The organism is Pseudoclavibacter sp. Marseille-Q434 (assembly GCF_050315415.1).
Classification (GTDB): Bacteria; Actinomycetota; Actinomycetes; order Actinomycetales; family Microbacteriaceae; genus Pseudoclavibacter.
Window position 1 is genome coordinate 1,110,853 of the sequence record NZ_JBNPQH010000001.1, and the last position, 25,696, is coordinate 1,136,548.

Annotated in this window: 22 protein-coding genes; 5 read left to right on the forward strand and 17 right to left on the reverse strand. The window is 69.8% G+C overall.

The features are described 5' to 3' along the window. Positions 1–9 precede the first annotated feature (9 nt). The 3 genes from def to ACQFZP_RS05360 are packed head-to-tail and all read right to left on the reverse strand — an operon-like array spanning position 10 to position 5,391. Positions 10–573, reverse strand: coding sequence for a peptide deformylase (def, locus tag ACQFZP_RS05350; protein WP_211890526.1), 564 nt, complete (start codon positions 571–573; stop codon positions 10–12). Next, positions 570–1,976, reverse strand: a complete 1,407-nt coding sequence (locus ACQFZP_RS05355; protein ID WP_211890527.1) for a mycothione reductase — start codon at positions 1,974–1,976, stop codon at positions 570–572. The genes def and ACQFZP_RS05355 overlap by 4 nt, the downstream gene beginning before the upstream one ends. Beyond that, positions 1,969–5,391, reverse strand: a complete 3,423-nt coding sequence (locus ACQFZP_RS05360) for a pyruvate carboxylase (protein ID WP_211890528.1) — start codon at positions 5,389–5,391, stop codon at positions 1,969–1,971. Before ACQFZP_RS05360 ends, ACQFZP_RS05355 begins: the two co-directional genes overlap by 8 nt. 77 nt (positions 5,392–5,468) lie before the next feature. Between ACQFZP_RS05360 and ACQFZP_RS05365 the strand changes: the two genes are divergently transcribed. Beyond that, the gene (locus ACQFZP_RS05365; protein WP_104311826.1) at positions 5,469–6,332 is read left to right on the forward strand and encodes a ParA family protein; all 864 of its coding nucleotides are present in this window, start codon (positions 5,469–5,471) and stop codon (positions 6,330–6,332) included. Between the two features lie 17 nt (positions 6,333–6,349). Here ACQFZP_RS05365 and ACQFZP_RS05370 read toward each other — a convergent pair whose 3' ends face one another. The 3 genes from ACQFZP_RS05370 to ACQFZP_RS05380 form a co-directional block, all read right to left on the reverse strand. After that, the gene (locus ACQFZP_RS05370; protein ID WP_104252811.1) at positions 6,350–6,892 is read right to left on the reverse strand and encodes a MerR family transcriptional regulator; all 543 of its coding nucleotides are present in this window, start codon (positions 6,890–6,892) and stop codon (positions 6,350–6,352) included. A 271-nt stretch (positions 6,893–7,163) separates the two neighbouring features. Further along, complete coding sequence (locus ACQFZP_RS05375; protein WP_104311825.1) at positions 7,164–7,811, reverse strand: MerR family transcriptional regulator; 648 nt, start codon at positions 7,809–7,811, stop codon at positions 7,164–7,166. 44 nt (positions 7,812–7,855) lie between these two features. Beyond that, positions 7,856–8,356, reverse strand: a complete 501-nt coding sequence (locus ACQFZP_RS05380) for an FHA domain-containing protein (protein WP_104252809.1) — start codon at positions 8,354–8,356, stop codon at positions 7,856–7,858. 236 nt (positions 8,357–8,592) lie between these two features. On the opposite strand from ACQFZP_RS05380, the gene ACQFZP_RS05385 reads away from it, so the two are divergent. Further along, positions 8,593–9,408, forward strand: a complete 816-nt coding sequence (locus ACQFZP_RS05385) for a DUF3097 family protein (protein WP_104252968.1) — start codon at positions 8,593–8,595, stop codon at positions 9,406–9,408. On the opposite strand, the gene ACQFZP_RS05390 is transcribed toward ACQFZP_RS05385, so the two are convergent. After that, positions 9,380–9,952, reverse strand: a complete 573-nt coding sequence (locus ACQFZP_RS05390) for a CDP-alcohol phosphatidyltransferase family protein (protein WP_179556823.1) — start codon at positions 9,950–9,952, stop codon at positions 9,380–9,382. The genes ACQFZP_RS05385 and ACQFZP_RS05390 overlap by 29 nt on opposite strands. A 126-nt stretch (positions 9,953–10,078) precedes the next feature. Between ACQFZP_RS05390 and ACQFZP_RS05395 the strand changes: the two genes are divergently transcribed. Then, complete coding sequence (locus ACQFZP_RS05395; RefSeq protein WP_211890529.1) at positions 10,079–10,507, forward strand: RNA-binding S4 domain-containing protein; 429 nt, start codon at positions 10,079–10,081, stop codon at positions 10,505–10,507. A gap of 85 nt (positions 10,508–10,592) precedes the next feature. Here the strand turns inward: ACQFZP_RS05395 and ACQFZP_RS05400 are convergent, their stop codons facing one another. The 8 genes from ACQFZP_RS05400 to ACQFZP_RS05435 form a co-directional block, all read right to left on the reverse strand. Then, positions 10,593–11,381: a DUF1684 domain-containing protein gene (locus tag ACQFZP_RS05400; RefSeq protein ID WP_211890530.1), complete on the reverse strand. Its 789-nt coding sequence runs from the start codon at positions 11,379–11,381 to the stop codon at positions 10,593–10,595. Next, positions 11,308–13,350: an FAD/NAD(P)-binding protein gene (locus ACQFZP_RS05405; protein WP_211890531.1), complete on the reverse strand. Its 2,043-nt coding sequence runs from the start codon at positions 13,348–13,350 to the stop codon at positions 11,308–11,310. The genes ACQFZP_RS05400 and ACQFZP_RS05405 overlap by 74 nt, the downstream gene beginning before the upstream one ends. Next, positions 13,347–15,011, reverse strand: coding sequence for a dipeptide ABC transporter ATP-binding protein (locus tag ACQFZP_RS05410; RefSeq protein WP_211890532.1), 1,665 nt, complete (start codon positions 15,009–15,011; stop codon positions 13,347–13,349). The genes ACQFZP_RS05405 and ACQFZP_RS05410 overlap by 4 nt, the downstream gene beginning before the upstream one ends. Continuing rightward, positions 15,008–16,003 (reverse strand): ABC transporter permease, encoded by a 996-nt coding sequence (locus tag ACQFZP_RS05415; RefSeq protein ID WP_211890533.1) that lies wholly within the window; start codon positions 16,001–16,003, stop codon positions 15,008–15,010. Before ACQFZP_RS05415 ends, ACQFZP_RS05410 begins: the two co-directional genes overlap by 4 nt. Further along, entirely contained in the window at positions 16,000–17,037 is a 1,038-nt protein-coding gene (locus tag ACQFZP_RS05420) for an ABC transporter permease (RefSeq protein ID WP_211890534.1), read from the reverse strand. The genes ACQFZP_RS05415 and ACQFZP_RS05420 overlap by 4 nt, the downstream gene beginning before the upstream one ends. Positions 17,038–17,040: 3 nt before the next feature. Next, positions 17,041–18,642 carry an ABC transporter substrate-binding protein gene (locus tag ACQFZP_RS05425; protein ID WP_211890535.1) on the reverse strand — a complete coding sequence of 534 codons (1,602 nt, stop codon included), beginning with the start codon at positions 18,640–18,642 and terminating at the stop codon, positions 17,041–17,043. Between the two features lie 118 nt (positions 18,643–18,760). Further along, positions 18,761–19,408 carry an alpha/beta hydrolase gene (locus ACQFZP_RS05430; RefSeq protein ID WP_104311817.1) on the reverse strand — a complete coding sequence of 216 codons (648 nt, stop codon included), beginning with the start codon at positions 19,406–19,408 and terminating at the stop codon, positions 18,761–18,763. Then, positions 19,405–20,289, reverse strand: a complete 885-nt coding sequence (locus ACQFZP_RS05435) for a VOC family protein (RefSeq protein WP_211890536.1) — start codon at positions 20,287–20,289, stop codon at positions 19,405–19,407. Before ACQFZP_RS05435 ends, ACQFZP_RS05430 begins: the two co-directional genes overlap by 4 nt. 60 nt (positions 20,290–20,349) lie before the next feature. Here ACQFZP_RS05435 and ACQFZP_RS05440 point away from each other — a divergent pair, with 60 nt between their 5' ends. After that, positions 20,350–21,048, forward strand: coding sequence for a MarR family winged helix-turn-helix transcriptional regulator (locus ACQFZP_RS05440; RefSeq protein WP_104311815.1), 699 nt, complete (start codon positions 20,350–20,352; stop codon positions 21,046–21,048). 42 nt (positions 21,049–21,090) lie between these two features. On the opposite strand, the gene ACQFZP_RS05445 is transcribed toward ACQFZP_RS05440, so the two are convergent. Both ACQFZP_RS05445 and ACQFZP_RS05450 read right to left on the reverse strand, forming a co-directional pair. Beyond that, positions 21,091–22,488, reverse strand: a complete 1,398-nt coding sequence (locus tag ACQFZP_RS05445) for an NtaA/DmoA family FMN-dependent monooxygenase (RefSeq protein ID WP_211890537.1) — start codon at positions 22,486–22,488, stop codon at positions 21,091–21,093. Continuing rightward, positions 22,485–23,759 carry an LLM class flavin-dependent oxidoreductase gene (locus ACQFZP_RS05450; RefSeq protein WP_211890538.1) on the reverse strand — a complete coding sequence of 425 codons (1,275 nt, stop codon included), beginning with the start codon at positions 23,757–23,759 and terminating at the stop codon, positions 22,485–22,487. The genes ACQFZP_RS05445 and ACQFZP_RS05450 overlap by 4 nt, the downstream gene beginning before the upstream one ends. 192 nt (positions 23,760–23,951) lie before the next feature. On the opposite strand from ACQFZP_RS05450, the gene ACQFZP_RS05455 reads away from it, so the two are divergent. Then, a complete protein-coding gene (locus ACQFZP_RS05455) occupies positions 23,952–25,652 on the forward strand; it encodes a cation:proton antiporter (RefSeq protein WP_179556832.1) in 1,701 nt (566 codons plus the stop codon). Positions 25,653–25,696: the final 44 nt, after the last annotated feature.

Sequence of the window (25,696 nt, forward strand, 5' to 3'; positions counted from 1 at the left end):
CCATGCCCCTCAGCGAGTCGGGCGGCCGAAGGCGCTCGCCGTGGTCCTGCCCGCCGTGGACGCACTGGCCGCAGTCGCGGGCGCGAACCACTCGCTGCCACGGATCTCGCGCATGGCGGCCTTGCGGTGCTCAGCAGCAAGCGTGTCGATGTAGACGACGCCCTTGAGGTGGTCGGTCTCGTGCTGCAGCATCTGCGCCATGAGCCCGGCTCCCTCGAGCACCACGGGCTCGCCGTCCAGGTCGATGCCGGTCACACGCGCGTGCTCGTACCTCGGTGTCTTGTTCCAGAGGCCAGGAACCGACAGGCAGCCTTCGTCGATCTCCTCGAGCTCGCCCCACGTGCTCTCGAGAACCGGGTTGAGCACGTAGCCGGTCTCGCCATCGATGTTGTACGAGAACGCCGCGAGTCCCACGCCGATCTGCGGCGCGGCGACGCCTGCCCTTCCGTCGAGCGACGTCGTGTCCAGCAGGTCGGTGACGAGGCTGCGGATGCGGTCATCGATGACGGTGATCTGCTCTGCGGGCGTCCGGAGCACCGGATCACCGTAGTAGCGGATGGGGCGAACGGTCACAGTTCCTCCTCGGCGCGCAGCAGCGCGTTCTCGACCACCTCGCTCGCTGCGGGGTGAGGCCAGTACTGGCCACGCGCGAGGCCCCTGATGGAATGCCCGAAGCTCGCCGCGAGGACGAGGGGCTGGAGCAGGACCGCCGCATCCGGACCCACGATGTGTGCCCCGAGGATGGTCGCGCTGCCCCGCGCGATGACGAGTTTACAGAAGCTCCGCTCGTCTTCGAGCGCCCACCCCCAGGCGGTCGAGCCATATTGGTGCGTCACCTCGAAGGCGTCGTAGCCCAGCTGCTCGGCGCGTTCGAGCGTCACTCCGAAGCTCGCGATCTGCGGCTCGGTGAAGACGACGTCCGGCACGGGGCCGAGCGTGTTCTTCATGAGACGGCGCCCTGGCTCGACCGCGATGTTGTGCGCGACGACTCTCGCCTCGTGGTTGGCGACGTGCTTGAGCTGGTGCTCCGAGTCGATGTCACCGAGCGCGAACACCCCGGAGACCGGGTGTCCGTCGCGCAGCACCCGCTGGTAGGCGTCCACTCGCAACCGGCCGTCATCGTGGTGGTCGAAGCCGACCTCGTAGGTGCCGAGCGTGTCCGTGTTGGGGATGCGTCCGATCGCCACCAGCACGGCGTCGACCTCGATCTGCTCCCCCGCGTCCGTCGTGAGCGTCGCGACTCGACCGTCTTCGGAGAAGCCGACGACCGAGGTGCCGGTCTCGACCCGCCACCGCTCACGGGCGGCCTCCGTGAACGTCGCGGCGACGTCCGCGTCGAGCGAGGAGAGCACGCGCCCACGCACGAGCTGCGTGACCTCGGAGCCGAAGGCGCTGAAGACATGGGCGAACTCCGATGCGATGGACCCGCCGCCGATGATCGCGAGGCGGCGCGGCACATCGTCGATGCGCATGATCGTGTCCGAGGTGTGCACGAGCGTGGAGTCGAGGGGCACCACATCGTGGTGGCGTGCCCGGCTGCCCGCGGCGATGACCAGCGTCTCCGCGCTCAGCCTGCGCCCGGAGGCGGTCAGCACCTCGCGGTCGCCGAGCATCTCGACGCGCTCGCGCACGAGCGTCACGCGCGGGTTCCCGTGCTCGCGGTAGCTCTCCCCGCCCTCGCTGATCTGGTCGATCCGCCCGAAGACACGGTCGCGCACCTCCGGCCAGGACGGACGCAGGCGGACGTCATGGACGCCCAGCCGCTGCGCATCCCGCGCGTTTCGAACCACGTCGGCGACGTGCACGAACATCTTCGTGGGAATGCACCCGACGTTGAGGCACGTGCCACCGAAGTGCGGTCCGTCGTCGACGATGGCCGTCTTCGGCCCGCCCTCGTCGCCGGGCGGGAGCGTGTTGCCGGAGCCTGCACCGATGATGAGCAGCTCGAAGTGCTCAGCGGCTGGGCGCTCAGTCATCTGCACGCTCAGCGCCAGGGCGGACGACGACGAGGAGGTCGCCGTTGCCGACCTCGAGCGGCGAGGAGATGGCGAGGCGCTCGACGACGCCCGCGACAGGTGCCGTGATGCCGGCCTCCATCTTCATAGCCTCGATGGTCGCGACGGTCTGCCCCTGCGCCACGCGTTCGCCGACCTCGACGCGGAGCGTCACGACGCCGGAGAACGGTGCGGCGACGTGCCCGGGGTTGCCGCTGTCCGCCTTCTCGCGTTCGATCGTGTCGACCTTGATGCTGCGATCGCGGACGAAGACCGGGCGCAGCTGTCCGTTGAGGGTCGCCATGACCGTGCGCATGCCGTCAGCGTCCGGCTCGCCGATGGCCTCGAGGCCCACGAAGAGCTGCACGCCCTTCCCGATGTGGATGACGTGCTCCTCTCCGGGTTCGAGCCCGTAGAGGTAGTCGAGGGTGTCGAGCACGGAGAGGTCGCCGAAGAGCCGGACGGTGTCCTCGTAGCTTGCCGTGGGCTGTGGGAACAGGAGGCGGTTCAGGGTCCGTCTGCGCTCGAGGCTGTCCCCCGCGAGCCCGGCTTCGTCGGTGTCGGAGAGCGGCGTGACTTCGATCTTGATGTCGCGCCCCTCGAGCACCTTGCTGCGGAACGGCTCCGGCCATCCGGCCGGCAGCTCGCCGAGCTCGCCGGCCATGAAGCCGATGACCGAATCCGGGATGTCGTACTTTCCTGGGTTCTCGGCGAAATCGGCCGGGTCTGCGCCGACGGCCACGAGGTGCAGGGCCAAGTCGCCCACGACCTTCGAGGACGGCGTGACCTTCGGGATGCGGCCGAGGATCTTGTCGGCTGCGTCGTACATGTCCTCGATGCGCTCGAACTGGTCCGCGAGGCCGAGCGCGATGGCCTGCTGCCGGAGGTTCGACAGCTGACCTCCCGGGATCTCGTGCTTGTAGACGCGACCCGTCGGACCCGGGAGCCCGGATTCGAAGGGACGGTAGACGAGCCTGACCGCCTCCCAGTATGGCTCGAGGTCGGTGACGTTCGTGAGGCTGATGCCCGTGTCCCGCTCTGTGTGCTCGAGGGACGCGACAAGCGCCGAGAGGCTTGCCTGACTCGTTGTTCCCGACATGGGGGCGCTCGCGACGTCGACGGCGTCGACACCGGCCTCGCTGGCGGCGAGGAGTGTGGCGAGCTGTCCGCCCGCCGTGTCGTGCGTGTGCAGATGCACGGGCAGATCGAAGCGGTCGCGGAGCGCGGTGACCAGCTTCGAGGCTGCCTGCGGGCGGAGCAGCCCGGCCATGTCCTTGATGGCGATGATGTGCGCGCCCGCGTCGACGATCTGCTCCGCGAGGCGCAGGTAGTAGTCGAGCGTGTAGAACGGCTCGTTGGGGTCGGCGAGGTTGCCGGTGTAGCAGAGGGCGACCTCGGCGACCGCCGTTCCCGTCTCGAGAACCGCATCGACGGCGGGTCGCATCTGGGCGACGTCGTTGAGGGCGTCGAAGATGCGGAAGATGTCGACCCCGGTCGCAGTCGCCTCGTGGACGAACGCCTTCGTCACGGCCTCCGGGTACGGCGTGTAGCCGACGGTGTTCCGGCCCCGCAGCAGCATCTGGAGCGGAATGTTGGGGACGGCTTCGCGGAGACTCGCGAGGCGCTCCCACGGCTCCTCGCCGAGGAAGCGGAGCGCGACGTCGTACGTCGCACCGCCCCAGGCCTCGATGGACAGCAGCTCGGGCGTGAGTCTCGCGAGGTAGGGCGCAGCCGTGACGAGGTCGCGGGTGCGGACGCGCGTCGCGAGGAGCGACTGGTGTGCGTCACGGAAGGTGGTGTCGGTGACCGCGAGGCGCTTCTCTGAACGCAGCTGGGCTGCGAACCCCGCGGGGCCGAGGTCCAAGAGCTCCTGACGCCGCCCGGCGGGAAGCGGGACGGAGGTGTCGAGCGCGGGCAGCTTCGTCCGCGGCTCGACGGAGGTCGGGCGCACGCCGTGCGGTGCGTTGACCGTGACGTCGGCCAGCCAGTTCACGATCTTCGTGCCGCGGTCGCCCGGGCGACGGTATTCGAGCAGCCCCGGGCGCTTCTCGATGAAGTCGGTCGCGACGTCCCCGCGCTGGAAGTCGGGATCGTCGAGCACACCGAGGAGGAAGGGGATGTTCGTGGCGACGCCGCGGATGCGGAACTCGGACAGCGCGCGTCGAGCGCGCCGCACCGCAGCCGGGAAGTCGCGCCCGCGGGCCGTGAGCTTCATCAGCATCGAGTCGAAGTGCGGGAGCACCTCGGCGCCGGTCGCGATGGTGCCTCCGTCGATGCGGATGCCAGAGCCTCCTGCGGAGCGGTAGGTCGTGATGACTCCCGTGTCCGGGCGGAACCCCTGGGATGGGTCCTCGGTCGTGATCCTGCACTGCAGCGCGAAACCGTGCAGCTCCAGCTGGTGCTGCTCGAGCCCCATGTCGTCGAGGCGCTCGCCCGAGGCGACGCGCATCTGTGCCTGCACGAGGTCGACATCCGTCACCTCCTCGGTGACCGTGTGCTCGACCTGGATGCGCGGGTTCATCTCGATGAACACGTGCTGCCCGGCTCGGGGGCCGGCCGTGTCGAGGAGGAACTCCACGGTGCCCGCGTTCACGTAGTCGATGGACTTGGCGAAGGCGACCGCGTCGGCGTAGAGCTGCTCCCGCACCTCCTGCGAGAGGTTGGGCGCAGGGGCGATCTCGACGACCTTCTGGTGGCGTCGCTGAACGCTGCAGTCGCGCTCGAAGAGGTGCACGACGTTGCCGTGCTCGTCGGCGAGGATCTGGACTTCGATGTGGCGTGGGCGGAGCACGGCCTGCTCGACGAACATCGTCGGGTCGCCGAAGGCGCTGTCCGCCTCCTTCATCGCAGACTCGAGCGCTTCACGCAGGTCCTCCGGGCGCTCGACGCGCCGCATACCCCGCCCGCCGCCGCCGGCGACCGCCTTGGCGAAGATCGGGAAGCCGATCTCCTCGGCGGCGGCGCACAGGGCGTCGAGGTCGGTGGAGGGCTGGCTCGAGGCGAGCACCGGCACCCCCGCGGCGATCGCCTGGTTCTTGGCCGTGACCTTGTTGCCCGCCGATTCGAGGACCCGAGGGGGCGGCCCGATGAAGGCGATTCCCGCGTCCTGGGCGGCCCGCGCGAGTTCTGGGTTCTCACTCAGGAAGCCGTAGCCGGGGTAGATCGCGTCGGCACCGGATTCCTTCGCGACGCGCAGGATCTCCGCGACGTCGAGGTAGGCCCGGACTGGCTGTCCCACGGTGCCGATCTGGTATGCCTCGTCAGCTTTCAGGCGGTGAAGCGAGTTGCGGTCCTCGTAGGGATACACCGCGACCGTCCGTGCTCCGAGCTCCACAGCGGCACGGAATGCGCGAATGGCGATCTCGCCTCGATTGGCAACCAGGATCTTCTTGAACACCGGTGTTCCACCTTCCGACAACAACGACAGGGGCTTGCAGCAACGTGACGCAAGCCTAGTGAATGTAGCCTGGGCTGGTGTTCGTCCTCAGCATCAGTTCTCTCAAGGGCGGCGTCGGCAAGACCACGGTGACCCTGGGCCTCGCTTCCGCCGCCTGGGCCCGCGGGCTCAGAACCCTCGTCGTCGACCTGGATCCCCAGTCGGATGTCTCGACTGGGCTCGACGCGCGCGCGCAGGATGGCGCTACGATCGCCGACGTCCTCCGCTCTCCCAAGCCGAGCACCGTGCGAGCCGCGATCGCCCGCTCGTCGTGGGGCGAGGGAGGCCACGGCGTCATCGACCTCATGGTCGGAAGCCCGGCGGCGCTGAGCTTCGACACCCCGAACCCGTCGATCCGCGAGATCTGGCGCCTCGAGGAGGCCCTGGCCGTCGTCGAAGCCGACTACGACCTGGTCCTCATCGACTGCCCGCCATCCCTCAACGCGCTCACCAGGACAGCCTGGGCGGCCTCTGACCGTGTTGCCGTCGTGACGGAGCCGGGACTGTTCTCGGTGGCGGCAGCAGACCGCGCGCTCCGAGCGGTGGATGAGATCAGGCGTGAGCTCTCGCCGCGGCTGCAGCCGCTCGGCATCATCGTCAACAGGGCGAAGCATCAGTCGATCGAGCACCAGTTCAGGCTCGGCGAGCTGCGCGACATGTTCGGACCGCTTGTCCTCTCCCCCGCGTTGCCTGAGCGGACGTCGCTACAGCAGGCCACGGGCGCGGCCAAGCCCGTGCACCTGTGGCCCGGGAGCTCCGCCGAGGAGATGGCCGCGAGCTTCGACACGCTCCTCGAGCGCATCATGCGGGCGGGACGCCTCGGCCCGTATGCCAGCGCCGCGGGTACGGACGACGAAGCCCCGGTGACGCGTGGGCGTCAGCGGGGCCGGTCGAACAGCTAGGGCGCGGGGCTCGGCGGCTAGCTCGCGCGGCTTGCGCGGCGAGCTGCGAGCTCGTCAACTGGGTCGATGGTCTGCTGCTCGAAGTCCACGAGCGTCGATTCGACCTCTCGGAGCACCTGGCCCACGAAGATGCCGAAGACGCCCTGACCGCGGTGCACGAGGTCGATGACCTGATCGTTCGAGGTGCAGAGGTACACGCTCGCGCCGTCCGACATGAGGGTCGTCTGCGCGAGGTCGACGACGCCGGTCTCGTGCAGCTGGTCGACCGCGGTGCGGATCTGCTGGAGCGAGATGCCGGTCTCGAGCAGTCGCTTGACGAGCTTGAGGACGAGGATGTCCCGGAACGAGTAGAGACGCTGGGAGCCAGACCCCTTCGCACCGCGCACGGTCGGCTCGACGAGGCCCGTCCGAGCCCAGTAGTCGAGCTGACGGTAGGTGATGCCGGCGGCCCTCGCGGCAACGGCGCCGCGGTAGCCGGAACCCGGATCGAGGTCCGGAATGCCGTCGGTGAAGACCAACTCGCCGCCGGTTGGCGCGTCGCCCTGTCCCTGCTCGCTCATGCCTGCACCTTTCACACGTTTTCGACTGGCTCAGCTCCCAGTAGCACTGGGGCGGAAGCAGTGGGTCTTACCACAGGGGAACTTGAGGTAAGTCCCGAGCCGTCTGAGTTGATTCTATTGGAGCGCGTGCGACTCGGCTACTTCCGAACGACAACGATGTGATCCCGACCCGTCTCGCCCTGAATCTCGGGCATCGGGATGCGAGCAGCGGCGTGTCGCGGAGAGAGTTCGCGCCGTTCGAATCCACCTGACGTTCAAGTGGAGGGTGAAGCTACCTGCGACCGCGAACGGCCTGGCGGATGAGCGACCGTCGGACGGACTCGAGGTGCTCGGCGAGCTCGTGCGCCCGCTCGTGCGCCTCTCCGCCCGAACGTGCCCGTCGAGTGCTGGTCGACAGGGCCTGCTCGATGAGACCGAACTCGTGGTGCGCGGCGGCGCGGAACGGTCGGAGGTGTCGCGGCTCGATGCCCACCTTCTCCAGTTCGACGAGTGTGCTCAGCATCGTGAGCTCGTCCTCCTGGTACCGGCTGGCCGCAGGGATCAACCCAGCGCTCACGGCCTGCTCGAGGAGTGCAGGCTTCGCGCCGGAGCGCTCGAGGAGCTGCGCGCGGTCGAGCACGGTGCCCGCGGCGAGCATCGTCTGCCGCTGCGGTGCCCTGGACCCCGGGAGTTCGGGCTCGAGCCCGCGGTCGAGCGCGTCGAAGTACTCCGCGATGACCTTGAGCGGCAGATAGAGGTCCCGCTGCATCGTGAGCACTTCCCGCAGCCGAGCGACGTCGCCGGCGGAGAACTTGCGGTAGCCCTTGGGCGTGCGCTCGGGATGCACGAGCCCCTTGTCCTCGAGGAAGCGCAGCTTCGAGGGACTCAGCTCGGGGAACTCGACGTTCAGCCGCTGGAGGACCTGTCCGATGCTGAGCATGCGGCCCTGCCCACTGGAAGAAGCCGCCGCGATAGCGGCCACCGTCAGTTCCCGGCAGACGCGGACGTCAGGCTCGTGTCGAGCGGAGAGCTGTAGAACGTGAGGCGGAACTTGCCGACCTGCACCTCTCCGCCGTTCGTGAGCACTGCAGAGTTGATGCGCTCGCCGTTGTAGTAGGTGCCGTTGAGCGAGCCGAGGTCGCGCATGTGGAATTCGCGGCCGTGCCTGGTGAACTCGGCGTGACGACGGGAGACGGTGACGTCGTCGAGGAAGATCTCGGCGTTCGGGTGGCGACCGGCGACCTGGAGGTCGGTGTCGAGCAGGAACCTGGCCCCGACGTTGGACCCCCTGCGCACGATCAGGAGCGCGGAGCCGGAGGGGAGAGCGCTGATCGACTCCATCTCCTCCTTCGAGACACCGCCGGCGATGAGCGCGGCGAGTTGCGCGCTGAAATCGCCAGTGAACGACATCGTCGACGATTGCGTCTGCTCATCGACGACGCCGTCGCCGTCAGGGGTTCGCGCCTCAGCGTCAGACCCAGCCATATTTGCCTCCTCGAGTCGGTGCTCAAGCGTAGCGGAATCGGGGGTGCCCGAATTCCGGTCGGTGAACTGCACAAGCACCGCCAGCCATTGTGCGTCAGACGACTGAGTGTTGTCGAAACGAGCGACCGAATCGTTGCCGGTTTTCACCCTCGGCGTACACTCCGTGGGTGGCAAACCTGTCTTCTTCTGACGAAAACGCGTTCGACGACCGCTACGGCGGTGATCCCGTCGCACAGATGCGGGCGCGCAAATCCGCCCCGCTGACGCGCAAGGTCCCCATGGCAAGCGGCATGTGGCTCGAGGACGCGGCCACGGGCTTCTACGGGCGCCTCGCCTCCGCCAACAAGCAGACCGTGACACTGCTGGACTTCGACGGGCAGCGGAAGGCGTTCCCGGCGGATTCGATCTTCCTCCTCGAGGACGAGCCGGTCCTCCTCGGCCCTCCGGTCGCGAAGCAGCCGTCCGGGCGCGCGAGGAGCGCATCCGGGTCGTTCCACGTCGCCGACGCGAAAGCGCGCACCGCGAGGGCTGGTCGCATCTTCGTCGAGGGAAAGCACGACGCGGAGCTCGTCGAGAAGGTCTGGGGCCACGACCTCCGCATCGACGGCGTCGTCGTCGAGTTCCTGCAGGGAGCCGACCACCTCGCCGAGGTGCTCACCGTCTTCGGCCCGAGCCAGACGCGGCGCGTCGGCGTGCTGCTCGACCACCTCGTCAAGGGCTCCAAGGAGCAGCGCATCGCGGACGACATCACGAAGCGCTTCGGCGCCTCTCACGTCCGCGTCGTCGGGCACCCGTACGTCGACGTGTGGCAGTCGGTCAAGCCCGAGCGCCTCGGGCTCAAGGCCTGGCCGGTCATCCCCCGTGGGCAGGACTGGAAGAAGGGCATCTGCCGGGCGCTCGGCTGGCCAGCCGAGGAGCAGGCGGACACCGCGAGGGCGTGGCAGCGCATCCTCGAGCAGGTCCGCGACTACCGCGACCTGGAGCCGTCCCTGCTGGGCCGCGTCGAGGAGCTCATCGACTTCGTCACGGAGCCCGGCGGCGCAGGTACCTGACGGCGTAGACCGCGCCAGCGGCGACGTGCAGGACCGTGCCGATGGCGAGCATCCACCACGTGATGCCCCGCAGGGGCTCAGCGGGCACCTGAGCGGCGTAGGAGAGCAGGTGGAGCGGCATCGCGACCATGATGAACGCCGACCTGGCCTTGCCGAGCAGGTTGACTCTCCCCTCGCGGACGCGGTCGAGTCGGGTGAGCCCGATCACGAGCAGAGCCACGTCGCACACGAAGATCGTGATGAGGACGAACCACGGGAGATAACCCAGGAGGGCGAGCCCGAGGCCGATGGCGATGATGCCGAGTCGATCCGCGACCGGGTCGAGGATCTCCCCCACCCGTGAGACCTGGCCGAGCCGGCGAGCGAGGAACCCGTCGATCCAGTCGGTCGCGCCGAAGGCTGCGAGGCTCAGGGTCGCCGCGAGTGCTCTGCCATCGGCGGCGAGCCAGATGGTGAGCGGCACGAAGACGAGCAGCCGCGCCACCGAGATGGCATTCGGCAGCGTCGCCCACCGCATCGGGGCTTCCTGCTCTCTGCTCGCCATGCGCCCATTGTCTCAATGGGCGCAGCCCAGCGACTGGGTGGCCCAGCGTGTCGCCGGGATGGTCGCGTCGTTCGCCGCCGGCGCACCGAGATCCGCGGACGGCCCCGGACTCGCTACGATCAGCGGATGGACCCCGACGAGCATGGCTCCCCCCAAGCCGGCCCCGCGTCCGTGCGCGTCGACGTGTGGCTCTGGGCCGTGCGCATCTTCAAGACGCGCAGCGCCGCCACAGCCGCCTGCAAGGCCGGGCACGTGAAGATCGACGGCGACCGGGCGAAGCCCGCCCAGCGCATCCACGTCGACGACGAGGTTCGCGTGCGCACCGATCGTGATCGGATCCTCGTCGCGCAGCAGCTGCTCAAGAAGCGCGTGGGCGCACCGATCGCGGCGAAGGCGCTCATCGACAACTCACCGCCACCTCCCCCGCGCGAGTTCGCCGCGCCCATCGCGTTCCGCGACCGAGGTGCTGGCAGGCCGACGAAGCGCGAGCGGCGCGAGATCGATCGCATCCGCGGGCGCGACATCGAACCGGAGCCCTGGGACGCGGAGGACTGAGCGGGCGGCCGACGCGTGTCGGCCGCCCGCGGATGGTCCGAATCAGGCTCCGGCGGGACGAAGCTCCCGTCGGGAACGTCGAGTCCTACGCCGTGATGGCGTTGCGCTCCCCCGCTCGCACCGGCACCGTCAGGCGGTTGTCTGCGGCGGGCGTGGGGCAGACGAACTGGTCGCTGAAGGCGCACGGCGGGAGGTACGCGCGATTGAAGTCGATCGTGGTCGTCCCGTCGGCCTCCGGCGCCGGGACGGTGAGGAACCGGAACCGGTAGCTCTCGGCGCCGCTGGTCGCATCCGCGAAGACGACCTGCAGTCCAGCCTCTGCGTGGTCGGCGTCGATCGAGAACCGGGCTCCGCCGAGCGTGAAGTCGAGCTTCCCGCCGAGGTCCTTCCTGGACACGTAGCCGTCGGCCTGGAGCACATCGACCTGCTCGGTCGACGGTCGGAAGGTGGCGGAGACGACGTAGTCGTCACCGGGCGCGTAGCTGTCGATGCCGAGCAGCGCCGCGCGTCCGGGCGCGGCCGGGTCCAGCACGCGAAGCGCGCGCTGGTCGTCGCGAGCGAAGGCCCTAAGGATGCGCTCGCCGTCGCGGAGCTCCTCGCCCGCGGTGAGCGTGACCCGATCTCCGACTGCCTCACCGGATGCATCCGTGTATCCGCTCGAGGCGAGGCCAGTGCCGACGACGGCCCCCTCCTCGATCGTCCAGGCGCCCGCTACGGTGTCGAGCTCGAGCTCGATGCCGTCGGCGAGCCAGTTCGTGGCGACGAGTGCCGCCGGCCCGTACGGGGCTCGGACCGCGCGTTCACGACTGTCGTGCCAGGCCGCCCAGCGCTTGCCGAACTGGTCTCCGGTGGTGGTGCTCTGCTGCGTGCTCATGCTGCTCCCGATCCTGGTTCTCTCTGCTGATGTCGCCGACAAGTCTCAAGGTACTCAGCGCGACGGCGTCGTTCTCGCGAAATGACACGGCGTTCGTCCTCGGGCGCGAGAAGGCGCCCACGAACGGATTCGAGGTGTACGGCCCGACGGCGAACCGTCGCGGATGCGCCGTGCCGTCGCCCCGCACGATGCGCGAGTCAGCGCGCCGCACCTCGATGACGCCGGTGGCGAGGCTGCCCTCCGGCGTGGCCGCGATCCGCTCGCGCCCCTCGCCGGATGCTATGAGCTGGCGCAGGGCGTCGTTGTCGGTGTGCGCGACGTCAGAGTCCGGGAGCCAGGCGTCGATGAGCGCGCGGGCCGAGACCCCCTGCTCGAGCGTGCTCCCCGTCGCGTGGAACACCCCGGTCTCCTCGTCTTCCCAGACCCGGAGGTCGCCTCCGAGGAAGTGCACGACACCGGCCTCGCTGAGCGCGAGGAGCTCGTCGAGGCGGTGCCCCGGTGGGCCGGAGGCGACGTAGCTGAAGAAGCCCTTCCACCAGACGCGCACGTCGCCTGCGAGGGAAGCTGGTGACCAGTTGGGCGCGTCCTGGAACTCGACGAAGGTCATGAACGAGAAGAGCAGCGCCAGGAAGAGCCCCTGGCTCTCGCTGTGCTCCTGCCGGTTCCTGAGCCGCAGGTCCTCGCGAATGTACTCGTGCAGCGAGGCCGAGACCGACCCGACGTCCGTGGCGACGGCACCGCGGAGGGGGTGGTCGAAGGTCTCGATGTCGAGTTCGTCGCTGGGGTCGACGAGCGCCGCGACGACCGCGTCGTGGAGCTCCGGAGACTGCGCGCCGAAACGGTCGAGGTCAGCCCGGAACTCGACCCAGGAGATGCGGACGCGCTCCGGGTGGCCCGTGAACAGCTCCCGGTAGTAGCCGTGGAGCATCTCCTTCGCGAGCAGCGGCCAGAAGTGCGTGCGGAAGTCGAGGATCTCGTGCCGCGCGACGACCTCCCGTGCGATGTCCGGCGTGAAGTACCGCGTCTCGAAGGGCTCTCCCTGCAGCACGCTGGTGACCTTCGAGTGGTAGGGGACACCGCGCCTGGAGCCGACGAGGATGAGCGGCTCGCGCCCTGAGGGAAGGTACGTCAGACGTCCCTCGTCCGCGCTCGGCACGAACGATCCGCCCCGCCCCTCGGTGAGCAGCACGAGCAGGTCCACGGCGGCGAGTCCGAGCCCGCGGACGATGACGGGCTCCCCCGCTCGAACGGCGCTGAAGTCGGCGTCCGCCGTGAACGAGGGCGGCACGTACGCGAGCTCGTGGCGTGCCGCGAAGTCGCTGAGCTCGGCGGTCCTCGTCCCTTCATGCACTCGCGTTCCCGAGTGGCCCAGGGCGTAGACGACCACGTCGACCGTGAGCCCGTCACCCGTATCGAGCTCGACCCGCTGGGAGCCGTTCTCGAGCGTCGTGACGCCCGTCACCTGCGCGGTGTGCACCAGCACGGTCAGCCCTTCCGGCGCGGCGTCTGCGGCCTGCTCGAAGAACCAGCCGAGATACCGGCTCTGGAGCCGCCTGGTGGGGAAGCTCGCGGGACCCAGTGCCCGGATCTCCGCGGCGAGCTGCGGGTCTTCCGCGTCGAGCTCGTACCCGGGCAGGGCGCCGCGCGTCGCGAGCTGCGCCCACTCGACCAGCGATGGGCCCTCTCGGATTGGCCCCTCGATGGTGCTCGTCTCGTCGGTGAACATCGTGACGTCGGCCGCGAGCGAGTTGAGCTTGAGGAGCCCGGACTGCGCGTCGCGCCAGATGCGCCCGGCGCCCGGCGGGTGCGGGTCGATGAGGTGCACGACCAGCTGACCGGTGGCGTCGGCGTCGTAGTTGGCGACGATGCGCTCGAGCAGTCCGGCGCCGCGCGGGCCCGCGCCGAGCACGGCGATGCAGCGCGCCCCCTTGCTGCTGTCGCTGTCGATGAGCCTGGCGGCGGAGGTCATGCGATGGGCTCCAGGACGCGCTCGGTGGGCCGCCCGCCCGGGATCGCGTCGACGAGCGCCCGCGTGTAGTCGTTGGTGCTGCGCTCGAAGACCTCGTCGACCGTGCCCTCCTCGAGCAGCTCTCCCCCGCGGAGCACGCCGACCCTGTCCGCGATCTGCCTCACGACGCCGAGGTCGTGGGTGATCAAGAGGTAGCTCAGCGAGTGCTCTGCCTGGAGGTCGACGAGCAGTTGCAGGATCTGCGCCTGCACGGAGACGTCGAGCGCCGACACCGCCTCGTCGAGCACGATGAGCTCCGGTTTGAGCGCGAGCGCCCTGGCGATGGCGACGCGCTGGCGCTGCCCACCGGAGAGCTGCGCGGACCGCCGCTCGGCGAAGCTCGCGGGCAGCGCGACATCGTCGAGCAGCTCGAGCACGCGTGCCCGCCGTGAGGCCTTGTCGCCGACGCCGAAGGCGCGCAGCGGCTGCTCGATGGACTCGGCAACGGTGAACCGCGGGTCGAGGGAGGAGTACGGATCCTGGTGCACGAGTCCCGTCCTACGACGGAATGCCCTGAGCGCGCCGCCTCGTGCTCCGGCGATCTCGACGCCGTCGAGGCGGATGCTGCCCTGGTCTGGCCGTTCGAGCAGCAGCGCGAGTCGCGCCGTCGTGCTCTTGCCTGAGCCCGATTCTCCGACGAGCGCGTAGCTCTCGCCGCGCGCGATCGAGAACGCGACGTCCTTCGTCGCATCCACGCGCGCCCCGCCGGGGAGCCGGAAGGTCTTGCTGAGGCCGGAGACCTCGAGCACTGGCCTGCTCCGGTCGATCGCGAGGGCGCCCTGCGCCGGCGCGAGCCGGGTCGAGGTCCTCGTCGGCGCGGCCGCGACGAGTCGCTTCGTGTACGGATGCTGTGGGTCCTCGAGCACCTGCGCGGCAGGTCCCGCTTCGACGATCACGCCGTGCTGCATGACCAGGATGCGGTCCGCACGGTCGGCGGCGACGCCGAGGTCGTGGGTGATGAAGAGCACCGACGTGGAGGCGACGGCGGCGCGTTCCGCGATGAGGTCGAGGATCTGTCGCTGCACGGTCACGTCGAGGGCGCTGGTCGGCTCGTCCGCGATGATGAGGCCCGGTGAGGCGGCGAGCGCCGCCGCGATGAGGACACGCTGCCGCATGCCGCCGGAGAACTGGTGCGGGTACTGGGCTGCTCGCTTCGCAGCGTCCGGGATGCCCGCATCCGCCAGCAGCTCGACGGCTCGCGCGCGCGCATCCTTCTTCGTCGCGAGGCCGTGGATGAGCAGCACTTCGGCGACCTGCGAGCCGACCGTCTGCAGCGGGTTGAGTGACGCGGAGGGGTCCTGCGGGATGAGGCCGATGCGTGCGCCGCGCACGGCGCGCCACTCGAGCGGGGTGAAGGCGGTGAGGTCGAGCCCGTCGTAGCGGAGCGCGTCCGCGCGGACGTCGGTGCTCGACGGGAGGAGGTCGACGATGGACTTCGCGACGCTCGTCTTGCCGGAGCCGGACTCGCCGACGATCGCGACCTGCTCGCCCGGGTAGACGTCGAAGGAGACACCGGCGACGGCGAGCGTCGTGGCCCCCTTGTAGGCGAGCCGGAGGCCGCGCACGGAGAGCAGGGGCCCGGCGGGAGCTTCGCCGGGGACGGGTGACTGCGTTGACGTCATGAGCGGTCTCCTCGGTCTTGGAGCCAGCGGGAGAGGCGGGCGGTGGAGAGCACGACGGCGACGATCACGAGGCCGGGCAGCGTCGTGAGCCACCAGGCGGCCTGCAGGTAGTCGCGTCCCTCGGAGATGAGCGCGCCCCACTCGGGCTGGGGCGGCGGGGCGCCGAAGCCGAGGAAGCTGAGCGCGGAGATGGCGAGCACCGCTGCGCCGAACTCGATGGCGGCGAGGGCGAGCACCGGGGTGATCGCGGCGGGCAGCACCTGGCGGAAGATGATGCTGGGCCAGCGGGCGCCTGACAGCTTCGCCGCTTCGATGTACCCGGCCGTCGCGACCGAGAGCACCTGCGAGCGCATGATGCGCGCGAAGGCCGCGGTCGAGGCGAGACCGACCGCGATGGCGATGTTGAGCGTCCCGAAGCCGAGCCCCGTGATGATGGTGAGCGAGAGCAGCAGCGCCGGGATCGCGAGGATGACGTCCATGAACCGCATGATCGCCTCGTCGACGAACCCGCGAAGGTAGCCTGCGAGGAGGCCGAGGAGCGCGCCGGTGCCGAGGGCGATGACCACGGCGAGGCCGGAGGCCAAGAGGGTGGTCTGCGATCCGTAGATGAAGCGAGCGAGGGTGTCCCGGCCGAGGTTGTCCGTACCGAAGGGGTGCGTGGCGCTCGGCGGCTGCAGGCGGTCGAGGAGGGTTCCGTTGACGGCGTCGTACGGCGTGAAGACGGACGGGATGATCGCCCAGGCGATGACCGTGGCGAGCACGACGAGCGCGAGGATGAGGGACGGGAGGCGCAGGAGGCCGCTGAAGCGTGCGAACGACGACGGCTTGACCGGCTCCGGCACCGGCTGCGGCGTCCGTTCGGCGGTCCCGTGCCCTCGCCCTTCCGGGTTGTCGCGGATATCCGGGTTGTCGAGGCCGCTGGGTGCGACGTAGCGTTCCGTGCGGCTGAGCGGGGTGACGCCCGGCACGGTCTCGAGAAGAGCCTGGCTCATGCTGGGACCCCCTTCTTGCTTGCGTCGGCTGGTTCGCTCGGGGCGAGCCCGGGTGTCAGCGTCGGCGTCGTGCGGCGCCTCGATGAGGGTCGCTGCTGTCTGGTGGAATGCGTCAGGCGCGGGTCGATGAGCGGGTAGAGCGCGTCGACGATGAGGTTGGTCACGACGAACACGACCGCGGCGAAGACGACGGCGATCATGACGAGCGGGATATCGCGGTTCGCGACGGCGGTCACGATCATGCGGCCGACGCCGTCGCGGGAGAAGACGGTCTCGGTGACGACGGTGCCGGCGAGGAGCTGGCCCACGAGCACACCGCCGATCGTGAGGGTCGGAAGGGCTGCGTTGCGAAGAGCGTGGCGGGCGAGGATGCGCGTGTCGCCCGCGCCCTTCGCCTTGGCCTGCTCGATGAACGGACGCGCGAGCGTCTCGTGGAGGCTGCGCGTCAGCACCTGCGCGAGGTAGGCCCCCGTCGGGATGGACAGCGTGAGCGCGGGCAGGATGAGCCCCACGAATCCGGTGCTCCCGAAGGCGGGCACCCAGCCGAGCTGGAAGGAGAAGACCTGCAGGAGGAGCAGGCCCAGCCAGAACGTCGGGACGGCGATGGCGAGCGACGGAAGCGATTGGAGGATGCCGCGCAGCCAGGTTGATCGGACGAGGTTGCTGACGATCGCGAGGCCGACGCCGCCGACGACGGAGAGGACAAGCGCCGCCCCGGCGAGCGTCGCCGTGGACGGGAGGGCACGGGCAAGCACCTCGGTCGCGGGGATGCCGTTCTGCACGGAGCTTCCGAAGTCGAGGACGAGCGCGCCGCCGAGGGCTGCGAGGTACTGCTCGTGGAACGGGGCGTCGAGCCCGAGCTCCGCTCGCAGCGCCTCGACGGCCGCAGGATCGGCCGCGCCCTCACCTCCGCCGGCCGCGGCCACTGCGGCCGCGTCACCGGGAAGCAGGTAGAGCAGGAGGAACGACAGCGTGAAGGCCGCCCAGAGGACCAGGATCCCCAGGGCGAGCCTGGCGGCGAAGTAGCGGACCATGAACTACTCCGCGGCCTTCCAGGCTGCCGAGAAGTCGAGCCGGCTGGAGGCTTCGAACTGCGTGCCCTGGACTCCGGGTGCCTGGACGAGGTTCGTCGAGAGCTGGATGACGGGAACCGCGTAGCCCTCCTCGAGCAGCTGCGTGACGGCGGCGTCGACCGAGGTCTGGCGCGCATCCGCGTCGATGACGGCTGCCTGCGAGTTGAGGACCTCGTCGATCGGGCCCACCTCGCGGTAGTTGTACTTGTTGCCGCCCTCGGCTGAGAAGAAGATGCGGAGCGCGTCTGGGTCGGCTCGCGTGATGTTGGCCCAGGTGAACGGCTGCGTGCCGTCGTTGATGGCGGTGACGTCGGCGATGGGCGCCTCGCGGAGCTGCAGGTCGATGCCGACGGCCGCCAGCTGCACCTGCACCTGCTCGAGCACGTTCGTCGTCGGCTGCCAGTAGGCGAGCTCGAAGCTCAGCTTCTGCCCGTCCTTCTCGCGCACGCCGTCCGCTCCTTCGGTCCAGCCCGCCTCGTCGAGCAGCTTGGCGGCTTCCTCGGTGTTGAACTCGAGGATGTCGCTCTTGTCGCTGTAGTACGGGGTCGACGTTGCGAGCACGCTGGTCGCGGGGCTGTCCTCCGGCGTCAGGAGCGCGAGGAGCTCCTCGCGGTTGATGCTCTTCTGCACGGCGAGACGCACCTTCTCGTCCGACAGGATCGGGTGGGATGCGTTCGGGATGAGGTTGTACACGACACCGGGGTTCGCGCGGTTCTCGACGCTTGCTCCTGCGCTCTTGAGCGGGTCGAGGTCGACGAAGGACACGTCGGTCGACACGTCGAGCTGGCCGGACTGGAGCGAGCCGGTGAGCGTCGATGCCTCGGGGATGACGGAGTACGTGATGGTGTCGAGGTACGGGCGCCCGGTGTTGCCCGTCGCGGATGCTCCCCAGGCGTAATCCTCACGCGCTGAGAGCACCGTCTCGGCGTTCGGCGTGTAGGACTCGACGGAGAAGGGGCCGGAGCCGACGAGGTCGCCGGCGCAGCGATCCTCCTGGCTGAGCTTGCTGCTCTCCGTGGAGACGAGCCCGAGCGTGAAGGTCGAGGTCGCCTGCAGGAACTGCGCGGAGGGCTCGGCGAACGTGTAGGTGACGGTCTGCGGGTCGACGACCGTCACCGATTCGAGGCCGGCCAGGTAGAGATTGCCCAGCGGCGACTTCGCGCCGAGCGCCTGGATCCCCTCCGCGTTCGCCTTGACGGCCTCCGCGTCGATGGGGGTTCCGTCGGCGAAGGTCGGGCCTTCGGCGAGGGTGAAGGTGAACTCCTTGGCGTCGTCGGAGATCTCCCACGACTCGGCGAGCCACGGAAGCACCTCACCGGTCTCGACGTCCTGCGTCGTGAGCGACGCGACGGTCTGGCGGGCGATGTTGACGTTGTTGTTGTTGCCGACCTGCGCCGGGTCGATGCATCCGATGTCGCTGAGGATGCCGACGCGGAGGTTGCCGCCCTGCACGGGGTCCGCATCCGCCGCTGGAGTCGCCCCAGACTGCCCGGCGCACGACGCCAGGGCCATCATGCCGACTGCGGCGAGGGCGGCAGCGGAGAGGGATCTGGTCGAGCGGGTCATCTGGACTCCTTCGTGGTGGGGATGTCCAGAGACTAGGAAGACGGCCGCCTGCGGAAGCGGGCGGCCGAAATCTCGAGTACCAGGGGGACACGCGGGGTCACATTCCGCGCGGCGGCCTTCAGGCGAGGAAGGCCGCGAGGTCCTGGAGTTCCTGCGGCGAGATGCCGTGCGCGAGCCCCGGGTAGACCTTCTCAGTCGGGGTGGCGTGGTCCGCGAGCCAGCCCGTGGTGCGCTCGAACGTCTCGTCGCTGATGATCTGGTCCCGGTCTCCGCGGCCGAAGAACACCGGCGGGCGGAGGCGCGCGAGCTCAGCGTCACCGGGTTGCTCGCCCTGGAGGGAGAAGCCGGAGAGCACGGCGCCGCGCGCGAAGCGCTGCGGGTCGCGTCGAAGGAGCTGCGTCACCATGAGCCCGCCCTGGGAGAACCCGATGGGGATGATGCTCGCGGTGGGCGCGGTGTGCTCGTCGAGCCAGGCCGTCACCGCGTCGGTCGCGGCCGCGGCCTGCACCGGGTCCGGCAGTCCAGGACGATCGATGGGGACCCACGCGTAGGAGCCGACCTCGGCGGGCGTCTGCTGGCGGAGGACGAGCGGCGCGCGAAGCGAGGCCCAGGCGAAACGGTCGCCGAGCGACGGGAGCAGGCTGGTGAGGTCGTCCTCGTGTGAACCGTAGCCGTGCATGAGCAGCAGGATCGGACGGTCGGCCGCATCGTCCTGGAGGCTTCCCCCAGCGGAGGTGAGGGCCGTCGTGATGGCGAGGTGGCTCACGCGGCGACCGCCTGGTCGCGTGTTCGGAGCACCACTTCGGAGCGCCACGGGTCCAGCACGGTGATGGAGGCGCCGTCGTCGGCGAACTGCAGGCCTGCGCCGCGCAGCCGCTCGGCGACCGCGTCGAGCTCATCCCGCGCTGGCACCTCGACGGTGAGCTGGCCGAGTCCGAGGGTTGCCGCGCGGGGGCCGGCCCCTGCGCTGTTCCACACGTTGAGAGCGACGTGGTGGTGGTAGCCGCCCGCGCTCACGAAGAGGGCGCCCGGATAGGTTGTGGTCGTCTCGAAGCCGAGGGTGTCGACGTAGAACCCCTTGGCGGTGTCGACGTCGCCGACCTGCAGGTGCACGTGGCCCACGTCGGCAGCCGCCGTGTGCGGCGCATCCGCGGTCGCCTCGACGAGGTTGGCGCGCAGGTAGGCGTTCGGGTCCAGGAACTCGGTCGACATGGCGATGCGGCCGGAGGCGTCGAGCCACGTGTCGCGGGGCCGGTCGGTGTAGAGCTCGATGCCGTTGCCCTCTGGATCGGTGAAGTAGAACGCCTCGCTCACGTGGTGGTCGGAGGAGCCGACGAACTGCGAGCGCTGGTGCTGCGCGGCTCGGTAGACGGTCGCGGCGAGGTCGCTCGGCGTCTCGAAGAGGAGCGCGGTGTGGAAGAGTCCCGCGGCACGGCGCGAAGGAATGGGGAGGCCTGGGGTGTGGCGCAGGCGCACGAGGGGCACCCGCCCACGGCCGAGCGTGATCTCGCCGTCGGCCTCGGCCATGGGCTCGAGCGCGAGGGCCGTTCGGTAGTACTCGGATTGCGCGGCGAGGTCGCCGACGTGGAGGGAGACGAGGCCCATGCCGGTGCCTGCGTCGAGCTTGTCGCCGTCTGTTGTCGTCATGCCTGGAACCGTAGCACTCAAAAACTTGCATCTACAAGTAAAAGTCGGGAGAATGGGGCCATGAGCGAACCGAGATGGCTGACCGCAGACGAGCAGCACTCGTGGCTGCACTTCATCGGGGTCGTCGAGCTCCTCCCAGGGGCACTCGACACTCAGCTCGGCAACGACGCCGGCGTCACGCACTACGAGTATCTCGTGATGGCCGTCCTCTCAGAGTCGCCCGGGCGCAGCCTGCGGATGACCGACCTCGCCACACGCACCAACGCGACGCTCCCCCGCCTGTCCAGGGTCGTCCTCGGCCTTGAGCAGCGAGGCTACGTCGAGCGCACGAGCCACCCGGACGATCGACGGGCGAAGATCGCCAAGCTCAGCGACGAGGGGATGTCGTTCCTCGAGGAGACCGCGCCAGGGCACGTCGCCAAGGTGCGCGAGCTCATCGTCGACGCGCTCACCCCGGAGGAGTTCAGCACGCTCGGCCGTCTCTCCCAGAAGCTGCTCGGCCGGATCGACCCAGAGGACCGTTTCGGCGTGCACCGGGTCCCGGCCGAGCCGTCGGCCGCCGACACGGAGCCGCTCGCGCGCCTCGGGATCGGCGCTCCGGCAGCGCGCGCGCTTGCCGAGGCGGGTCAGACGATGCTCGGAGATGTCGCTGGCGCGAGCCGCGAGCACCTCCTGTCGCTGCACGGCGTGGGACCGAGGGCCGTCGGTCTCCTGGAGACCGCGCTCGACGCGCGAGGCCTCGCGCCGCTGCGGCGCTGACATCCGGCCGCCCGCGAAATGCTCATCGCCGCACCCTGACCTTCAGGCCCCGACGGCCCCTCCAGCGCCGAGCCGCTGGCCGCTCGGGGCCTCTGCCGATGGCGGCTCGGATGGCAGGCCGAGGGTTTCCCGCAGGGTCGCACCCGGCGTGTACTCCTCGCGGTAGACGCCGCGCTCCTGCAGCTCGGGAATGACCTCGTCCACGAACCGGTCGAGCCCGTTCGGGATGAGCGAGGGGACGATCACGAAGCCGTCGGCGGCACCACCCTGCACGTAGCGGGAGATCTCTTCGGCGATGTGCGCGCCGGTTCCGACGAACGTGTGGCGCGTGTTGAGCTTCAGCATGAGCTCTCGGACACTGAGCGACTCGCGCTCCGCGATCTCTCGGAACTTCGAGATCTGGGCGCGCTGCTTGGAGAGGTCGTTGGCCTGGCCTGCACGGATGAGCTCGTCGCCCGGCTCGAGGTCGGGAAGCGGGCCGTCCGGGTCGACGCCTGACAGGTCCCTCCCCCAGACCTGCTCGAGCATCGCGATCGCCGTCTGCGGGCTGATCTGGGCGAGCGCTTCCGCGCGGGACCGCTCGCGTGCATCCGCCTCGGAGTCACCCACGACGAACGTCGCGGCGGGCATGATGAGGAGCGAGTCCTTCGACCGCCCGACGGCGGGGAGGCGAGACTTGACGTCGTCGAAGAAGCGCTTGCCGTCCTCGAAGGCCGCGTGCAGCGAGAAGATGATCTCGGCGTTCGCGGAGGCGAAGTCGCGCCCGGCCGGTGAGTCGCCGGCCTGCACGATGACCGGGTACCGCTGCGGGCTTCGCGGCACGTTCGAGATGGTCTCGATGTCGAAGTGCTTGCCGACGTGGTTGACGCGGTGCACACCGTCCTGGCGCAGGTACTCCCCTCGGCCGGGGTTCGCGGAAATCGCGTCGGACTCCCAGGAGTCCCAGAGTCGCTTCGAGAGCCGCACGAACTCCTCGGCCCGCTCGTAGCGTTCCGCGTACTCGAGGAAGCCTCCGCGGCGGAAGTTCTGGCCGTGGAAGGCGTCGCTCGAGGTGACGACGTTCCAGCCCGCCCTCCCACCGGAGAGGTGGTCGAGCGTCGCGAGCTGCCGTGCGAGGTCCGCCGGCTCGTTGAAGGTGGAGGAGAGCGTGCCGACGAGGCCGATGTGCGTGGTGAGGCTCGCGAGGGCGGCGAGGATCACGAGCGTGTTGGGGCGACCGACGACGTCAAGCTCGTGGATGCGCCCCTTGTGCTCGCGGAGCCGCAGCCCTTCCGCGAGGAAGAGGTAGTCGAATCGGCCGCGCTCCGCTGTCTCCGCGAAGGCGCGGAAGGAGGCGAGGTCGATCTGGCTCCCGGCGTCCGGGTCGGTCCAGATGGTCGTGTTGTTGACGCCGGGGAAATGCGCGGCGAGGTGGACCTGCTTGAGCGCTGGGCTGGTCATGCGCGGTGTGCCTTTCGTGCGGATGCCGGCTGTGCGGAGCTCCTGGCATCGCGGGTCGATGCAGCGCCAGCGGTTCCGGGCCGCTCCGCGTGGGAGGCCGCGAACCGGTTGGCCGGGCGCGGGACGAGGCCGAACGTCTTGCGCAGGCTCGGCGACTTCTCGCGCGGATTGGGAGGTGCGACGATGCCCCTCGCCTCGAGCATCGGCCGAACGCGGTCGACGAACTCGGCGACGTCGCCGTGGGTGAGCGGGCGGACGCGGACGCCGTCGAGGCCGGCATCCGCGTACTTGGCAATGAGCTCTGCCGTGATGACGTTCGAGCGCACGACGACCCTCGTGTCGCTGCGATACCCGGAGTCCGCGCGGACGCGCTCGTCGAGGGCGCGGAAGTGCTCTTCGGTGGAGCCGTCCTCGTCGCCGAGGAAGATCTCGAGGTCGGCGACGATGCGCAGCGGCTCCCCCGTGCGGCCCACACGCAGCTCGGCGTCCCGGATCGCCGCCACCAGCTCGGCGACCGTCGAGCGACCCGGCGTGATGAACACGACGTCTGCCTGCCGAGCCGCGAAGTCGAACGACTCCTGGGCCTGCGCGAGCGCGAAGACGGGAGGCTGGCCCTGCGGCGAGCGGGGCACGATCGACGGCCCCTTGACGCTGAAGTGCTCCCCCTCGAAGTCGGCGTAGTGCAGGCGGTCGGCGTCGATGAAGCGGCCGGTGCTCGCGTCGCGGATGACGGCGTCGTCTTCCCAGCTGTCCCAGAGCCGGCGGATGGCCTCGATGGCATCGGTGCCCTCCGCGAAGATCGCGTCGAGACCGAGTGAGCTCTTGCGGCCGAAGCTCGCGGCCTCGGCCGCGCTCGCGCTCAGTTTCGCGCGCAGGCCGGCACGGCCGAGGGAGACGAAGTCGAGGGTCTGGATGCTCGTGGCCGCGTGGAAGGGCTCCGCGTGCGTCAGACCGATGGTCGGGACCAGCCCGATGCGCTTCGTGAGCGGCGCGAGCGACGCTGCCAGGAGGGTCGCGTCGAGCGACACCTCGGCGAGGTCGCGGGGGGCCTCCCAGTCCGGTGCGCTCCCCTCGATCTGGTAGGCGTCCTCGAAGGTGACGTAGTCGATGCCGGCTCGCTCGGCGTGCTGCACGAGGTCGCGCCAGTAGCCGAGCTCGGTGAGCCTGGTGCCGTCGCCGCGCGGCAGGACCGTCCAGGCGGCGGGGTGCCAACCCGCTCCCTGGAGGGCGAGTCCGACCGTGAATCGTCCGGGTCCTTGGCGTCTCGACATGGTGCCTCTCTCACGGGATCGGGGTCCCACGCACGCCGGAGCAGCAGCGCTGACGGTGCGTGGAGTTGCCCGATCGTAGGTCCGCTCGCGGAGGCCGGGCGCCGGGGCGCGTCACCGACCGAAATGGAGTGCAACATTCCGACGCGCGCACCGGAGCGGCCGGTCTCCCCCAGCCGATTAGTCTGCTGTTCCATGGAGCTCGAACTCGCAGTCTTCGGCGTCGCCGCGATCCTGATCATCGTCGCGGTCGCCGCGGTCGCCCCGAAGCTCGGGGTGGCCGCGCCCATCCTGCTGGTCATCGTAGGCATCGGCGTCGGCTATCTCCCCGGGGTCCCCGACTTCGAGTTCCCGCCGGAGATCATCCTCACGATCGTGCTGCCGCCGATCCTCTACTCGGCCGCCGTCAACGTTCCGCTGACCGACTTCCGCCGCAATCTGCGATCCATCACCGGCCTCTCGGTGCTGCTCGTCATCATCTCGGCGTTCGGCAGCGGCCTCCTGCTCTTCGCGCTGCTGCCCGACCTCAACTTCGCCGCAGCTGTCGCCCTCGGCGCTGTCATCAGTCCCCCGGATGCGGTGGCCGCGACCTCCATCGGCAAGCGCCTCGGGCTGCCGCCGCGCCTCGTCACGGTGCTCGAGGGCGAGGGGCTCGTCAACGACGCGACGGCGCTCGTCATGCTGCGCAGCGCGATCGCCGCGACGGCCGGTGCGCTCTCGTTCTGGGGTGCCGTCGGCGACTTCGTGCTCGCCGTGACGCTCGCCGTGGTGCTCGGGGCCCTCGTCGGGGCGGTCACGGTCTTCGTGCGCTCGAGGTTGGGCAGCCCCGTCCTGACGACTGCGATCTCGTTCACGGTTCCCTTCCTGGCGTACGTCCCCACCGAGGAGATCGGAGGCTCCGGCGTCCTGGCCGTCGTCGTCGCCGGCCTCGTCACGGGGCACGCGAGTGCCAGCCGCTTCAGTCCGCAGGACCGCATCAGCGAGCGCACGAACTGGCGCACGGCGCAGCTGCTCCTCGAGAACGGCGTCTTCCTCCTCATGGGATTCGAGCTCTCGGCGCTCATCGAGTCGGTCGACGGCGACGAGGACGGCATCGGCCTCCTGCACGCGGTCGGGATCGGGCTCCTCGCGACGGCCGCGCTCGTCCTCATCAGGGTCGCGTTCGTGATTCCCCTAGTGCTGATGCTCCGAAGCGAACAGCGAAGGGCCACGCTCGTCGCTCCTCGCCTCGACCAGTTCCTGGAGCGGGTCGCCGGCAAGGACAACGTGCGGCCACGCCTGCTCGACCGGGCGAAGCGGGCCAGCGCGGACATGGCCTTCTACCGGGACGAGGGACTGGGCTGGCGCGGCGGAGCCGTGCTCGCCTGGTCGGGGATGCGGGGTGTCGTGACCCTCGCCGCCGCACAGTCGCTGCCCTCGGACTTCCCGTACCGCCCGCAGCTCGTCCTCATCGCGTTCACGGTCGCGATCGTCACGCTCGTGGTCCAGGGCGGCTCGCTCCCCTGGCTCATCAAGCGGCTCGGCGTGACCGGGACCGACGCGCAGGCAGACGCGCGGGAGCTCTCGAGCCTCGCCGACGAGGTCTTCGACGTCGCGCAGGAATCACTCGCGAACCCCGAGCTGCGGCGCGCGGACGGGCAATCGTACGACCCGGAGGTCCTCGAGCAGGTGCGCACGCTGGCGGCTCGCATGGGTGGCCTGCTCGCCAACCGCGCTGAGCTCGACGAGGATCTCGACGACGCGCACCTGCAGCGCCGCGAGCTCACGCGCATCCTGCTCGACAACGCCCAGCTCGCGCTGCTCGACGCAAGGTCATCCGGCACGTACTCGTCGCGGACGATCGAGCAGGCGCAGAACCGCCTCGACACCGAGGCGCTCCGGTTCGGCGGCGCTTGAGGGGGCACACGGGAAAGGGTGGGGCGCCGACTCGGTCTGAGTCA